Genomic DNA, 14,292 nt, shown 5'->3' with positions numbered 1-14,292 from the left:
CATCATGGCCTCGTACTGATACTTCGACGCACTCGAATATGCGGTCATTCGACCGGATTCGCAGCGGGTATTGCCACCGACATATAGGACGACGAAGATGTCATCGCTTAGTCACGCGTCCGTGGAATCCATCGAGGCTTGCCCGATGGTTAAGCGGGCGTAGCGTCGAATTTCTGCGATAGGATCGCATCTGGCGATATTCCGTCCCTTGATGCCGATCAACACATCGGTTTTCCCGTGCAAGATCGCCCGCTGTTCTGGCTCCAACCGATCGAGACGCTGCTCGCCCAGCTCGAGAGTCGGCGCGAAGGTTTGAGCTCCGAGGAGGCCGCACACCGGCTCGCACGATACGGCCGTAACGCCTTCCACCCGCCGGCCGGCCAATCACTGCTCGCCAAGATCGGCAAGCGGATGCTCAATCCGCTGGTGGCGATCCTGCTCGTCGCCGCCGCGATCTCGAGCATCAGCGGCGATCTCGGCAGCTTCGTCATCATCCTGACGGTGATCACCTTTTCGATCACCTTGGACATCGTCCAGGAGCATCACGCCGAAGCGGCGGCCGAGAACCTCCGCCGCTCGGTTGCAGTCAGGGCCGACGTCTATCGCGAGGGTAAGGTCACCCCACTGCCGGTCGAGGACATCGTGCCCGGCGACGTGGTCGAACTACGCGCCGGCGATTTGGTCCCGGCCGATGGCGTCGTGATCGAGGCCCATAACGCGCAGGTCAACGAATCCCTGATGACCGGCGAGGCGTTTCCATCGGCAAAGAACAGCGGGCCATGCCACAGTCCGACCCCGGCGGACGCGGCCAATGCGTTGTTCGCAGGGACCAGCATGGTCGGAGGAAACGCCGTGATGCTGGTCGTGGCGACCGGGCAAGACACCCGGTTCGGCGGCATCGTTACCGCGCTGGCAGCGAACGAGCCCGAGACGGCGCTGGAAAAAGGGGTGCACAGTCTCGGCCTGCTGATCCTCCGCCTCACCGTGTTTCTCACGCTGTTCGTGCTGCTGGCCCATCTGGTCGCCGGCCGCCCGCCGATCGAATCGTTCCTGTTTGCGGTGGCGCTCGCCGTCGGTCTGACGCCGGAGCTGCTGCCGATGGTGATGACGGTGACGCTGGCGCGGGGAGCGCTGCGGATGGCCGCCAAGAAGGTGATCGTCAAGCGGCTGTCGGCGATCCACGACCTCGGCGCGATGGACGTCTTGTGCACCGACAAGACCGGCACACTGACGCAGGCCACCGTGACACTTGTCGATCACCTTGGCCCCGACGGCGCCACCAATGATCGGCTGCTGACCTTCGCCACGATCAACAGCCGGTTCGAAACGGGCGTTCGGAGCCCGCTGGACCAAGCCGTTCTGTCCCATCCGAACCTGCCGGAAACTGGCTCCTGGCAGCGGCTCAGCGAAGTACCGTTCGATTTCGAACGCCGCTGCGTCTCGGTGCTCGCCGCCGACGGCGATGGGCCATGGCTGATCAGCAAAGGCGCCCCGGAGGCGATCCTGTCGCGAGCCACCGGCCTTGATGGCGGCGATGGCACGGTCCGGCCGCTCGACGACACTGCGCGAGCCGCGCTGGAGCAGCTGCAACAGGCTCAGGTGACGCTGGGATACCGGCTTCTGGCGGTTGCGGCCAAGCGGATGCCGGCCGGCACCGCCGCGATCAGCCTCGCCGACGAACGCGACCTCGTCCTGATGGGCTTCTGCGTGTTCTCTGATCCGCCGAAGCGGGATGCCGCCGCCGCGATCGCGACGCTGCAATCGCTCGGCGTCAGGCTGAAGGTGATCTCGGGCGATCACGGCGCAGTGGTGCAGCATGTCGCCAATGCGGTCGGTCTGCCGAATGCGCAAATGCTGACGGGTGCCGAGATCGCCGAGCTCAGCGAGACCGCGCTCGCCGCGCGGATCGAGCACGTCGATCTGTTCGCACGGGTCGATCCGGATCAGAAGACCAGAATCATCCAGGCGCTGCAGCGCCGCGGCCACGTCGTCGGTTTCATGGGCGACGGCATCAACGACGCGCCGGCGATCCGGGCCGCGCATGTCGGCCTGTCGGTCGAAGGCGCCACCGATGTCGCCCGCGCGGCCGCCGACATGATCATGCTGGATTCCGATCTCGCCGTGCTGGCGGACGGCGTCCGCGAAGGACGGCGGACCTTCGCGAACATCCTCAAATACGTGCGGATGGGCACCAGCTCGAATTTCGGAAACATGCTGTCGATGGCGCTGGCCTCGATCGTCTTGCCGTTCCTGCCGCTGCTGCCGATGCAGATTCTGCTCAACAACCTGCTCTACGACCTGTCCGAGATCGGCATTCCATTCGACAGCGTCGATTCAGGCGACGTCGAACGGCCGCACAGCTGGGACATGAAGAGCATCCTGCGCTTCACCATGATCATGGGGGCGGTGTCGTCGGTGTTCGATATCGCCACCTTCGCCGTGCTGCTCAACGTCTTCGACGCCCAGGAAGCGACGTTCCAGACCGCGTGGTTTGTGGAATCGATCGCGACCCAGATCCTGGTGATCTTCCTGATCCGTTCGAGCGGCCCGTTCTGGACCAGCCGTCCACACTGGATCCTGGCCGCGACATCGCTCGGCGCGCTCGCCTTCGCCATCGCGTTGGTGGTGAGCCCATTGCGATCGGTGTTCGGCTTCGCCCCGATCGGGGCACAGCTCGGCTTGATGCTGGCCGTGATCGTGGTCTGCTATCTGATCTGCGCCGAACTCGCCAAACGGCTGGCGCTGGCAAATCTCAGCAGTCACCGCGGCCGGCGGCGACACGCCGCGCATCCCCGGCATTAGACACGCCGGCGCCGAGTTTGTGGCGCCGGAGCACAGGCCAGTTGGGTTTGAAGGGTCGCTAGCGCGCCAGGAAAGCGCAGCGCGAGGTCTGCTCCAAGAGATGCTGGGTGACGCCACCAAGAATCCATTCGCGGAAGCGCGAACGTCCGTAGGCGCCTGCGACCACGATACCGGCGCCGACCTGGCGGGCGATGTCGGTGATCTGCCGGGAAACATCGCCGGTGTGTTCAGGCACCTCACCGATGGCATGGATGTGATGACGCGACAGCCAATCGACGACATCGTGCGCGCCAGCGAGCGCGGCGGCGCGGCCATGGTCTTCTTCGCTCTCGACGATCTCGACCACGGTGACGTGGCTGGCCTGGCGCAGCAGCGGCAGCGCGTCGACGATCGCGCGCCGCGCCTCGGGATTGTCCTTCCACGCCACCAGCACGCTCGACAGATCGATCCGGCAGACATTCGGCGGCACCACCAGCAGCGGGCGGCCGATCTCCATCACGAGGTCGGCCGGAGCAGCCGACGCGAACGGATCGGACAGCAGGCTCGACACGCCGGCGCCGCACACCACGATGTCCGCGGCGCGCGCCTGCTGCACGATGTAGCGCGACGGCTGTTCGATGGCGCTGCGCCATTGCAGTTCGCGGGTGTGGCCGCTCATCGCCTGGCGGAATTCAGCTTCCAGATCCGACAGACGCTGCTTGATGGTCGCGAGCCCCTCCACCATCAGGCGCTCGGCCTGGCTGCCGGACATGTAGTACACCGGCGGGCTCAGTTCGGAGGCCGCAATCCCGATCAGGCGCGACTCGAAGCGCTCTGCCAATTCCGCCGCGATGCTGAGACGACACGCGTTGGGCTGGTCGAACGCGAGCGCGACCATCACCGTCGAGTACGTCATCGGGCACCTCCCGGGAACCACCGCGGCAACCACAATCCTGCAGCCACCGCTCGCCGCTTCCGGCCACTGCAACGGAGCCATGATCCCGCAACAGAGCTTTCAGATACGATGAGCTAGATCAAAGTAACCCGCAAGCACCGCCATATATTCCGCTCCCGATCCGACACGCTTGGAAGCGGGAGTCCTGCAATGCTGAGTGACATCGTCGCCCACATCCCGGCCGATCGACCGGCCGACGGCGTGGTCGCCTGCGCCGTCTCGGTCGCGAAGGCATTCGATGCGCATCTGGACGGCATCGTCTGCACCTATCAGCCGATCAATCCCGCCATCATGGTCGGCGCATCAGCCGCATACTATGCCGCCGCCACCCAGCAGAACACCGATGCCGATGAGGCTGCCGCGCGGCTCGATCAGTTCGAGATCGCCGCCCGCGCCGCCGGCGTCACGCACGGCGCCCGCTCGGTCTGCGATACCCCGGTGCTCGCCAATCAGGCCCTGTCGGAAATCTCGCGGCTCTACGACCTCACCGTCCTGGTGCAGCCGGACCGCGCCAAGCCGGGTCACCAGGACCCGCTGCCGGAAGCGGTGCTGTTCAATTCCGGCAAGCCGATGCTGATGGTGCCCTATATCCATTCAGGTCCGCTCGCCTTCGACCGCATCCTAATCTGCTGGGACGGCGGACGTCCCGCGGCGCGCGCGGTGCATGACGCGATGCCGTTCCTCACCCGAGCGAAGATGATCGACGTCGTCTCCGTCAACGAAGATGAGGACGTGGTCGGACAGGCGTCGTCGACCGCACTGCTGGCACACCTGATGCGCCACGATCTGGCGGCGACCGGACACCAGCTCACCTCGCCGCCCGGCAGCATCCACAACACCATTCTGTCGTTCGCCGCCGATAGCGGCGCCAACCTGCTGGTGATGGGCGGCTACGGCCATTCGCGACTGCGCGAGTTCATCCTCGGCGGTGTGACGAGAGGCATCTTCAAATCGCTGACCTTGCCCGCGTTGATCTCGCATTGACGCGTCGCGGGGGCCAGCGACACAACAAGCCACGGTGCGACCGGCGTGGCGCTCGGATTGCCGCCGCGGCTTAGGGGAGACTGGATATGCGTGCTCACCAAATCATGACCCGGCAACTTGTCACGATCGGTCCGGATGCGTCGATCGTCGATGCCGCCAATGCAATGATCGACAATCACGTCAGCGGCCTGCCGGTGGTCGACGACGACGGCAAGCTGATCGGTATCATCTCCGAAGGCGACTTCATCCGCCGAGCCGAAATCGGAACCCAGCGCAAGCGCGGGCGCTGGCTGCGGATGCTGCTCGGTCCCGGCACCTGCGCCGGCGACTTCGTCCACGAGCACGGCCGTAAGGTCGGTGAGGTGATGACGCATCATCCCCACACGGTCAGCGAAGACACCTCGATCGAGACCATCGTGAAGCTGATGGAGAAGCATCACGTCAAGCGCTTCCCGGTGATGCGCGGCGATCTGCTGGTGGGGATCGTCACCCGCAAGAACCTGCTGCGCGCAGTCGCCGACCTGGCGCGCCAAGCCCCCGAGCCGAACGCGGCCGACGACAAGATCCGCGACAAGATCATTGCCGAAATCGAACGCAACGACTGGCGCCCATTCGGCCTCAGCGTGCTGGTGCGGGACGGCGTGGTGCACCTCAACGGCGTGATCACTGAAGAGCGGTCGCGTCAGGCCGCGGTGGTGGTCGCCGAGAACGTCTGTGGGGTGCGGGAAGTGCACGATCATCTGTGCTGGGTCGATACCATGTCCGGGTTCTACCTGAACTCGCCGGAAGACGATCGGGCGGCCAAAAAAGCGAGTTGAAATCGGCGCGACGCCGCCGTTTAAGTGACCCTGGCAGCGGCGGGCACCCCGCCTTCCGCTGGTTGTGAAGTCGCCTCCGCGCGCCGTGTTGCGGATCGGAATGCCGTTGTGTTAAGAGCGGCAAAGAGAGCATTTCAGGCGTCGCGTGACCGAACCAGCCCCACCGTCGACCGAACTCCTTGCGCGCGATCGCCGTTTGCAGCAGGGCATCGACGGGTACGGCGTCGGCACCTGGGAGCTCAATCTCGCCACCCAGGAATTGGCGTGTTCGGCGACCGCGCGGAAGCTGTTGGGCGTGCCGGCCGACGCTCCCCTCACCTACGACACCTTCATCTCCCTGGTTGATCCGGACGATCGGGAGCAAATCGCCCTCGCACTGCAGCAATCGATCGAGCACGGCGACAAGATCGACGTGATGTACCGGGTGGCGGAGAAAGACCGCCCCGGCCATTGGCTGCGCGCCCGCGGCGGCGTCGTCCACGAGGACGGCGCCTCCTATCTTTGTGGCATCGTGCTCGACATCGATCAGCAGAAGGGGCTCGAGCAGGAGCTGCGGCTGCAGCAGGGCCAGCTTCGCTCGATCCTCGACACCGTGCCGGACGCGATGATCCTGATCGACGGCCGCGGCATCATGCGGTTCTTCTCCCGCGCGGCGGAGCGGATGTTCGGCATGTCCGAGCGCGAAGCGATCGGCCAGAACATCAGCGTGCTGATGCCGCGCCCCGACGCCACCCGTCACGACAACTACATCGACCGCTATAACAACACCGGTGAACGCCACATCATCGGCATCGGCCGCATCGTCACCGGCCGCCGCAAGGACGGCAGCACCTTCCCGATCCATCTGTCGATCGGCGAGATGGAATCCGGCGGCGAGCGCTACTTCACCGGCTTCATCCGCGACCTCACCGAGTATCAGCAGACCCAGGCGCGGCTGCACGAATTGCAGGCCGAACTGGTCCATGTCTCGCGGCTGACCGCGATGGGCGAAATGGCCTCGGCGCTGGCGCACGAGCTGAACCAGCCGCTGTCGGCGATCAGCAACTACATGAAGGGCTCGCGCCGGCTGCTCGCCGGCAGCACCGATCCGAACACCGTCAAGATCGAAAGCGCGATGGAACGCGCCGCCGAGCAGGCGCTGCGCGCCGGCCAGATCATCCGTCGGCTGCGGGATTTCGTCGCGCGCGGCGAATCCGAAAAACGGGTCGAGAGCCTCGCCAAGTTGATCGAGGAGGCTGGCGCGCTCGGACTCACCGGCGCCCGGGAACAAGGCGTGGTGCTGCGCTTCAATCTCGATCCGGCCCATGATCTGGTGCTGGTCGACCGGGTTCAGATCCAGCAGGTTCTGGTCAATCTGTTCCGCAATGCGCTGGAAGCGATGGCCAATTCCGATAAGAAGGAGTTGTCCGCCGGCAACGCGCGCGTGGCGGACGACATGGTCGAGGTCACCGTCTCGGACACCGGCAGCGGTCTGCCGGAGCAGGTCAAAGCCAAGCTGTTTCAGACGTTCTTCACCACCAAGGAAACCGGAATGGGGGTCGGACTTTCGATCAGCCGTTCGATCATCGAGGCTCATGGCGGCCGGATGTGGGCGGATACGAACAGCGCCGGCGGCGCGACGTTCCGCTTCACGCTGCCGCTGGCGCCCGTCGGGGATTTGACTGATGCCTAAGGGAACCGTGCATGTGATCGACGACGACCTGGCGATGCGGGAATCGATCGACTTCCTGCTGAGCTCGGCCGGCTACGAGGTCCGACTGTACGAATCCGCGCAGGCATTTCTCGATCTGCCGGACGTGGAATTCGGCTGCATCCTGTCCGACGTCCGGATGCCGGGGATCGATGGTCTCGACCTGTTGAAGCGACAAAAGGCAGCCGGCAGCAAGCTGCCGGTGCTGATCATGACCGGCCACGGCGACGTGCCGCTGGCGGTCGAGGCAATGAAGCTCGGCGCCTCCGACTTCATCGAGAAACCGTTCGACGACGACCGCCTGATCGGACTGATCGAAACGGCGCTGAAACAGGCCCAGGAAGGCGCCAAGAGCGAAGCTGTGGCGCAGGATATTGCGGCACGGATCCAGTCGCTCAGCCCGCGTGAACGCCAGGTGATGGACGGCCTGATTGCCGGCATGTCCAACAAGGTGATCGCGCGCGAGTTCGATATCAGCCCGCGTACTATCGAGGTCTATCGCGCCAACGTGATGACCAAGATGCAGGCCTCCAGCCTGTCGGAACTCGTGCGGATGGCGATGCGCGGTGGCGTTATCAAGGATTGAGACAGATCAATCCGGCTTCGTTGGTAGCCCGTATGCTACCAGTATGACAGTTTTCGCAGCGCTCATTGGTGCGTGAGGTTTGGTAATGCCGAACGCACCCGCAAAAACCATCGTTTACGTTGTGGACGACGATCAGGGCGTGCTCGGATCGCTGCGTTTCCTGCTGGAAACTGATGGCTTCGCGGTGCGCACGTTCCGGAGCGGACCGGCGCTACTCGACGCCATCGACCAAGGCCCGGTCGACTGCATCGTGATCGACTACAAGATGCCCGGCATGAACGGCATCGACCTCGCCCGCGGGCTGCGCGAGCGCAAGGTGCGCGCCCCGATCGTAATGATCACCGGCTATCCGGACGAGACGATTTCCAGCCGCGCCAGCGTCGTCGGCGTGCAGCACGTGGTGGTGAAACCCCACCTCGAGGAGAGCTTGGTTTGGCATATCCGGGCCGCTCTCGAAGAGAGCGGCGCCGCAGCCTGAGCGGGCCGCGCCGGCCCCCTCGCCCATCATCTTAAGATCCTGTTAAGACTTCGGTTTTCCCCACGGAAGCGGACGGGGGCGCACGCTCCCAGCCTCCGTAAACCTACTTAGGGGAACCCACTTAAGATATGGAGCGAAATACCTCGTCCTCGGAATCTTCCGTACAACCCTGGCCATCCGATCAAAGGAGATGGCCAGATGCTGAACCAGTCGCTCAGGACGCCCGCCACCGCCCACGCGCCCATCGATCCCTCTTTGTGTTCTCCGGCAGAGCAGTTCTTCGCGACCACCGGTCACGCCGGTCTGATCGCCTCCGAATTCACCTATAAGAAGGAAGAGGAAATCTACGGCGAGGACGAGCCGTCCGAATATGTTTATCAGGTGGTATCCGGTGCCGTGCGCAGCTACAAGCTGCTGTCCGACGGCCGCCGCCAGATCGGCGCCTTCTATCTTCCCGGCGACGTGTTCGGGCTGGAGTCGGGACCGACCCACCGCCTCACCGCCGAAGCGATCGTCGACACCACCGTTCGCCTGATCAAGCGCCGCAGCCTCGAACAGGCCGCCGCCACCGACATCAACATCGCCCGCGGCCTGTGGTCGATGACCGCCGGTGAGCTGCGCCACGCCGAAGACCACATGCTGCTGCTCGGCCGCAAGAATGCGATGGAGCGGGTCGCCAACTTCCTGCTGGAAATGGACCGCCGCCTCGCCGTCGCCGGCATGATGGCACTGCCGATGTGCCGCCGCGACATCGGCGACTATCTAGGCCTCACCCTCGAAACCGTCTCCCGCGCGCTGTCGCAGCTGCAGAGCAAGGGTATCCTGGGCTTCTCCGGCGCCCGCCAGATCGAACTGCGCAACCGCGCCCAGCTTCGCAATCTCGACGCCTAAGCCCACCTCGGCGGTATCCCCGCCGGAGCATCTCTTTCATCGGATCGGACAGACAGGCCACCAGCAATGGTGGCCTTTTCTGTTTGCGCCGGGGCCGTCCCCGCGCGGGGCTTCCCAATTGCAGGATTGGGAAAATTTTTCTCTTTCTTCCCGCAATCAGCGAAGAATGAACGCATCGCCGCAGCTATATTGCCGAGACGGAGATTTTTATTTCCGCTCATTGATTGACTTGGGCTCCCTGCGGCGTCCTGATGACGGCCCGCGGACCTGCGTTGCCGTCATGAGCGCGCGGTTTACAGCCCGAATTTCATTGCCGGAAGGATGTCGCCATGACCCAGAAGCTCCACCCCGAAACCCTCGCCCTGCATGCTGGCTGGCGCGCCGACCCAGCGACCGGCTCGGTCGCGGTGCCGCTGTTCCAGACCACCTCGTACCAGTTTCACAACACCGAGCATGCGGCGAACCTGTTCGCGCTGAAGGAGCTCGGCAACATCTACACCCGGATCGGCAACCCGACGACCGACGTGCTGGAGCAGCGTGTCGCGGCTCTTGAAGGCGGCGTCGCAGCGCTCGCGGTGGCCTCCGGCCAGGCCGCGTCGGCCTTCGCGCTGCAGAACCTCGCCCGCGTCGGCGACAACGTGGTGTCGTCGACCGACCTCTATGGCGGCACCTGGAACCTGTTCGCCAACACCCTGAAGGACCAGGGCATCGAAGTCCGCTTCGTCGATCCGTCCGACCCGCAGGCGTTCGAGCGCGCCACCGACGAACGCACCCGCGCCTACTATGCCGAGACGTTGCCGAACCCGAAGCTGGCGGTGTTTCCGATCGAGGAAGTGGCCGCGATCGGCCGCAAGCACGGCATCCCGCTGATCGTCGACAACACCGCAGCGCCGCTGCTGGTGAAGCCGCTCGAACACGGCGCCGCAATCGTGGTGTACTCGGCAACCAAATATCTCGGCGGCCACGGCACCTCGATCGGCGGCCTGATCGTCGACGGCGGCAACTTCCCGTGGGAGCAGTTCCCTCAGCGCCAGCCGGCGCTGAACACGCCGGACCCGAGCTACCACGGTGCGGTCTGGGTCGAGGCGGTGAAGCCGATCGGCCCCGTCGCCTACATCATCAAGGCCCGCACCACCCTGCTGCGTGATCTCGGCTCGGCGTTGTCGCCGTTCAACGCCTTCCAGATCATCCAGGGTCTGGAAACCCTGCCGCTGCGGATCGAGCGGCACGTCCAAAACGCCCAGAAGGTCGCCGACTATCTGGAGAAGCGCCCCGAAGTCGTGAAGGTGATCCATCCGTCGAAGCAGAGCGGCGTCGCCCGCGAGCGCGCCGAAAAGTATCTCCAGGGCAAGTTCGGCGGTCTGGTCGGCTTCGAACTCGCCGGCGGTCGCGAGGCCGGTCGCAAGTTCATCGACGCGCTCGAGCTGCTCTATCACGTCGCCAATATCGGTGACGCCCGCAGCCTGGCGATCCACCCGGCCTCGACCACCCACTCGCAGCTCTCCACCGAAGAGCAGCTCGCGACCGGCGTGTCGGACGGCTACGTGCGGCTGTCGATCGGCCTGGAACACATCGACGACATCCTCGCCGACATCGACCGCGGCCTCGCGGCGGGCCGGCTGGCGAACGCGGCGTAACGCACAAAGCTGTAGGGTGGGTTAGGCGCACTCGCGCCGTAACCCACCAGCTTTCGACGAAACGTAGATCGGTGGGTTACGCGCTCCGCGCTAACCCACCCTACGGCGCCATCGTCGCAGCGACGACGTTCATCAGCCCGGCCGGGGCAACGCCGAAGATGATGATCAGTGCGATGCAGACGATCAACAGGCCCCGATCGAGCTGCGGCAGCGGCTCGGACTCGTCGTGGGTGTGGCCGACGAACGGTGCGGTGAAGAACTTCGCGTAGTAAAAGAAGCCGAGCGACGAACCGGCGACCACGATCCCGACCAGCACCCAAAGGCCGCCGTCGATCAGCACCCGCAGCAGGAACAGCTTGGCGATGAAGCCGCCAGCTGCCGGCAGGCCCGCAAGTGACAACAGCGACAGCGACAGCGCCACCGCTTCCAACGGGCGCCGCTTCATCAGCCCGTGCAGATCGGGCAGCGTCGGCGCACGGCCGAGCGCGGCGGAGACGCATAGCGCGCCGAGCATCGCCGGCGCATAGATCGCCAGATAGAACAACACCGCCTCGCCGGCATGTGGCGTGCCGGAGGCGATGATCAGCGCGATGTAGCCGGAATGCGCGATCGTCGAATAGCCGAGCATCCGCGGCAGTTGCGGCTGCCGCAGCGCCAGCAGATTGCCGATCAGCACCGAGGCGCCACCGAGCGCGGCGAGACCTTGGCTCCACACCGGCTCCGGCAGATGGGCAGTCAGTGCCAACCGCAGGATCACGATCGCCACGGCCGATTTCGACACCACGCCGGCCAGCGTCGCGGCGCTCGCGGGGGCCGCCTCGAACGCATCCGGCGTCCACATGTGGAACGGCACCAGCGAGAACTTGAAGGCGAGGCCGGCGAGCAGCAGCGCGGTGCCGAACGCGGTCAGCGCGCCGCGGCCGCCCCAACCGGCGAAATCGAGCGCGCCGGTTTCGGCGAAGATCAGCGCGATGCCGAGCAGCAGCGCCGAGGACGCAAGGCCGCTCATCACCAGAAACTTGTAGGCGGCCTCCAGCCCCTGCCGGGTCAGCCGAAACGCGAACAACGCGATCAGCGACAGGCTGAGGATCTCGATGCCGAGAAACAGCGTCGCGGCGTGGCCGGCACCGACCAAGGTGGCGGCGCCGATCGCCACCAGCACCAGGAGCGACGGCGCCTCCTTGGCGGGATGACCGGTGCGCAGAAACACCAACGCGCCGAGCGACACCAGGCACGCGAACACGATGCCGAACCGCGCCGGACCGTCGTCGGTGAACAGCGCGCCCATCGGCGCCGCCGGGGCACCGGTCCGCAGCAGCACCAGCGCAGCGGCCACCGCCAGCCCCGCCGCCGCGGAAGCCTGCACGATCTGCAGCCGCGCCAGCGGCACCAGCATCATCGCCGCGACGGCGGCGATGGCCAACACCACGAGTGGCGAGAGCGCGGCGAATTGGGCTGCGGTCATGGCGCGGCGATCACGGCGTGTGGATCAGCGCGGCCTTGATGGCCGGCTCGAGCAGCGCCAGCAGGCTCTGCGGATAGAGGCCGACGATCAGCGTGCCGATACCCATCACCAGGATCGGCCAATACTCGCGCCAGGTCATATCGGCGAGCGGCGGCTTGGGCTGCGGCAGGCCGAACACCAGCCCCTTCAGCAGCCGCGTCGCGTAGATCACTGAGACGACTAGCGTCGACAGCGCCAGCAGCGCGAACACCCAATTGACCTGGAAGATGCCGACGATCACCAGTGCCTCGCCGACAAAGTTGGCAGTGCCGGGCAGCGCCAGCAGCGCCGAACAGAACAGCGCGAACGCGGCGGCGAATTTCGGCGCGGTCTGCTGCAGGCCGCCGAGCTGGCGCAAGTCGCGCGTATGGGTGCGCTCGTACAGCGCGCCGATCAGCAGGAACAGCGCCGAGGCCGAGAACGAGTGCGCGATCATCTCGACCGCGGCACCGGCGAGCGCGTAGTGCACGCCGGCGGCGATGCCCATCAGCACGATCGACATGTGGGCGATCGACGTATAGGCGACTAGCCGCTTGGCGTCGTTCTGGCCGCAGGCGACGAGGCCGCCATACAGCGCACCGGCGGCGCCGAGCGCGATGCCATAAGGGGCGACGGCCGCGAGACCGTCGGGAAACAGCATCGGAGCGAACCGGAAGAGGCCGTAGGCCCCGGTCTTCAGCAACAGGCCGGCGAGCAGGATCGAGCCCGCGGTCGGCGCCAGCGTGTGCGCTTCCGGCAACCAGGCATGGAACGGCGGCACCGACAGCTTGACCATGAAGGCCAGAGAGAAGCCGAGCAGCATCCACACCTGAACCGGCGTCGAGAGCTTCATCTCGGCGAGCTCGAATGCGCTGAACGTCATGTGGTCGGCCATCGCCGCCAGCGCGAACGACGCCGCCAGCAAGCCGAAGCCGGCGACCGCGTTGAAGATCAGGAATTTCAGCGCCGCGCCTTCCTTGTCGCCATGGCCCCACACTGCGATCAGCGTGAACGCCGGCACCAGCATCGCTTCCCAGAAGAACGCGAAGATCAGCAGGTCGAACGACAGGAAGACGCCGACGGTCGCGGCCACGGTCCAGCACAGGCTGGCGTGAAACAGCCCGGACTGGGTGCGGATCTCCGACCACGACGCCATCACCGAGATGATGCCGAGCCCGGCCGCGAGCGCGATCATCGTCGCCGACAGGCCGTCGATCGCGAAATCCAGCGAGATGCCGAACGACGGCACCCAGGGGTACGACACCTTGTCGTACCAGCGCCCCTCGGCCCCGGTCGCAACGACGCCGATCAACAGCACCAGCATCAGCGCGAAGGTCGCGATCGTGACCCAACGCTCGCGCTCGCCCTTGCCGGCGACGAAGAATGCGACGAGGCCGCCGATCGCAGGCAGCAGGATGAGCGCAATCAACGCCATGACGTCCCCCAGGCAAACAATAGAAGTCCCGCGCAACCGAGCGCGATCCACAGCGAGTGATCACGGACGCGGCCGGTCTGCGTCAGCCGCACCAGCGCCCAGGCGTGTCCGGCACCGCCGGCCAAACCCATCCAGGCGCGATCGATCCGGTCCGGATTGAACCGCGCCACAAAGAACCCGACGAACAGCCGGGCCACGACGATCAGCAGCCGGCCGATCGGATCGCCCGCTACCATCCGGACCACCGGCGTCTGACCGTCGGTGGCCCGCGTGATCAGGTCGGTGCGGATACCGCGGACCTGACCGGCACCGCGGCCGAGCGGATCGTCGGTGACGAGTCCGGGCACGTCAACGCCCTCACGACGCAGCGCGACAGCGTCGGCCACCGCCTCGGTGCCTTCGGCATTGCCAAGCACTGTTGCGACGCGGCGGAAGCGCCGGACGAAGTAATAGTAGTACAGCACCTCGAACCGGAAGATGCGGACGTGGCGCATCCGCTTCGCCAGCGCGTCGAGCTCCTGCGGGTGTTTCACCAATTGCCGTGCCAGCAGCAC

At 65.6% G+C, this 14,292-nt stretch carries 11 protein-coding genes and 1 pseudogene; 8 read left to right on the top strand and 4 right to left on the bottom strand.

Going from position 1 to position 14,292, the window contains the following annotated elements:
* The first annotated feature begins 237 nt into the window (after nt 1–237).
* Nucleotides 238–2,802, top strand: a complete 2,565-nt coding sequence (gene mgtA / locus DYI24_RS09365) for a magnesium-translocating P-type ATPase (protein ID WP_164572087.1) — start codon at nt 238–240, stop codon at nt 2,800–2,802.
* Nucleotides 2,803–2,860: 58 nt separating this feature from the next.
* Here mgtA and DYI24_RS09360 read toward each other — a convergent pair whose 3' ends face one another.
* The gene (locus tag DYI24_RS09360) at nt 2,861–3,697 is read right to left on the bottom strand and encodes a universal stress protein (protein ID WP_164572086.1); all 837 of its coding nucleotides are present in this window, start codon (nt 3,695–3,697) and stop codon (nt 2,861–2,863) included.
* A gap of 189 nt (nt 3,698–3,886) precedes the next feature.
* Here DYI24_RS09360 and DYI24_RS09355 point away from each other — a divergent pair, with 189 nt between their 5' ends.
* The 7 genes from DYI24_RS09355 to DYI24_RS09325 all read left to right on the top strand — a co-directional run bounded on the left by DYI24_RS09355 (nt 3,887) and on the right by DYI24_RS09325 (nt 10,820).
* Nucleotides 3,887–4,720: a universal stress protein gene (locus DYI24_RS09355; protein ID WP_107345838.1), complete on the top strand. Its 834-nt coding sequence runs from the start codon at nt 3,887–3,889 to the stop codon at nt 4,718–4,720.
* Between the two features lie 86 nt (nt 4,721–4,806).
* Nucleotides 4,807–5,538, top strand: a complete 732-nt coding sequence (locus tag DYI24_RS09350; protein ID WP_107345839.1) for a CBS domain-containing protein — start codon at nt 4,807–4,809, stop codon at nt 5,536–5,538.
* 145 nt (nt 5,539–5,683) lie between these two features.
* Nucleotides 5,684–7,210 carry a sensor protein FixL gene (gene fixL / locus DYI24_RS09345; protein WP_164572085.1) on the top strand — a complete coding sequence of 509 codons (1,527 nt, stop codon included), beginning with the start codon at nt 5,684–5,686 and terminating at the stop codon, nt 7,208–7,210.
* Nucleotides 7,203–7,814: a response regulator FixJ gene (fixJ, locus tag DYI24_RS09340; protein ID WP_107345841.1), complete on the top strand. Its 612-nt coding sequence runs from the start codon at nt 7,203–7,205 to the stop codon at nt 7,812–7,814. Before fixL ends, fixJ begins: the two co-directional genes overlap by 8 nt.
* A gap of 85 nt (nt 7,815–7,899) precedes the next feature.
* Nucleotides 7,900–8,292 (top strand): response regulator, encoded by a 393-nt coding sequence (locus DYI24_RS09335; RefSeq protein ID WP_107345842.1) that lies wholly within the window; start codon nt 7,900–7,902, stop codon nt 8,290–8,292.
* 198 nt (nt 8,293–8,490) lie between these two features.
* Nucleotides 8,491–9,183: a helix-turn-helix domain-containing protein gene (locus DYI24_RS09330; RefSeq protein WP_107345843.1), complete on the top strand. Its 693-nt coding sequence runs from the start codon at nt 8,491–8,493 to the stop codon at nt 9,181–9,183.
* A gap of 329 nt (nt 9,184–9,512) precedes the next feature.
* Nucleotides 9,513–10,820, top strand: coding sequence for an O-acetylhomoserine aminocarboxypropyltransferase/cysteine synthase family protein (locus DYI24_RS09325; RefSeq protein WP_107356819.1), 1,308 nt, complete (start codon nt 9,513–9,515; stop codon nt 10,818–10,820).
* Between the two features lie 100 nt (nt 10,821–10,920).
* Here DYI24_RS09325 and DYI24_RS09320 read toward each other — a convergent pair whose 3' ends face one another.
* From DYI24_RS09320 to DYI24_RS09310, 3 genes and pseudogenes are all read right to left on the bottom strand, one after another.
* A complete protein-coding gene (locus DYI24_RS09320; protein WP_164572084.1) occupies nt 10,921–12,285 on the bottom strand; it encodes an NADH-quinone oxidoreductase subunit N in 1,365 nt (454 codons plus the stop codon).
* Between the two features lie 10 nt (nt 12,286–12,295).
* A complete protein-coding gene (locus DYI24_RS09315; RefSeq protein WP_164572083.1) occupies nt 12,296–13,738 on the bottom strand; it encodes a complex I subunit 4 family protein in 1,443 nt (480 codons plus the stop codon).
* Nucleotides 13,729–14,292: pseudogene (locus DYI24_RS09310) on the bottom strand (oxidoreductase); the annotation flags it as partial. The pseudogene DYI24_RS09310 and the gene DYI24_RS09315, both read right to left, overlap by 10 nt.

This window comes from Rhodopseudomonas sp. BR0C11, assembly GCF_010820945.1.
GTDB lineage: Bacteria > Pseudomonadota > Alphaproteobacteria > Rhizobiales > Xanthobacteraceae > Rhodopseudomonas > Rhodopseudomonas palustris_H.
The sequence above is the reverse complement of the archived record's forward strand: the minus strand, read 5'-3'. Positions and strand labels throughout refer to the sequence as shown.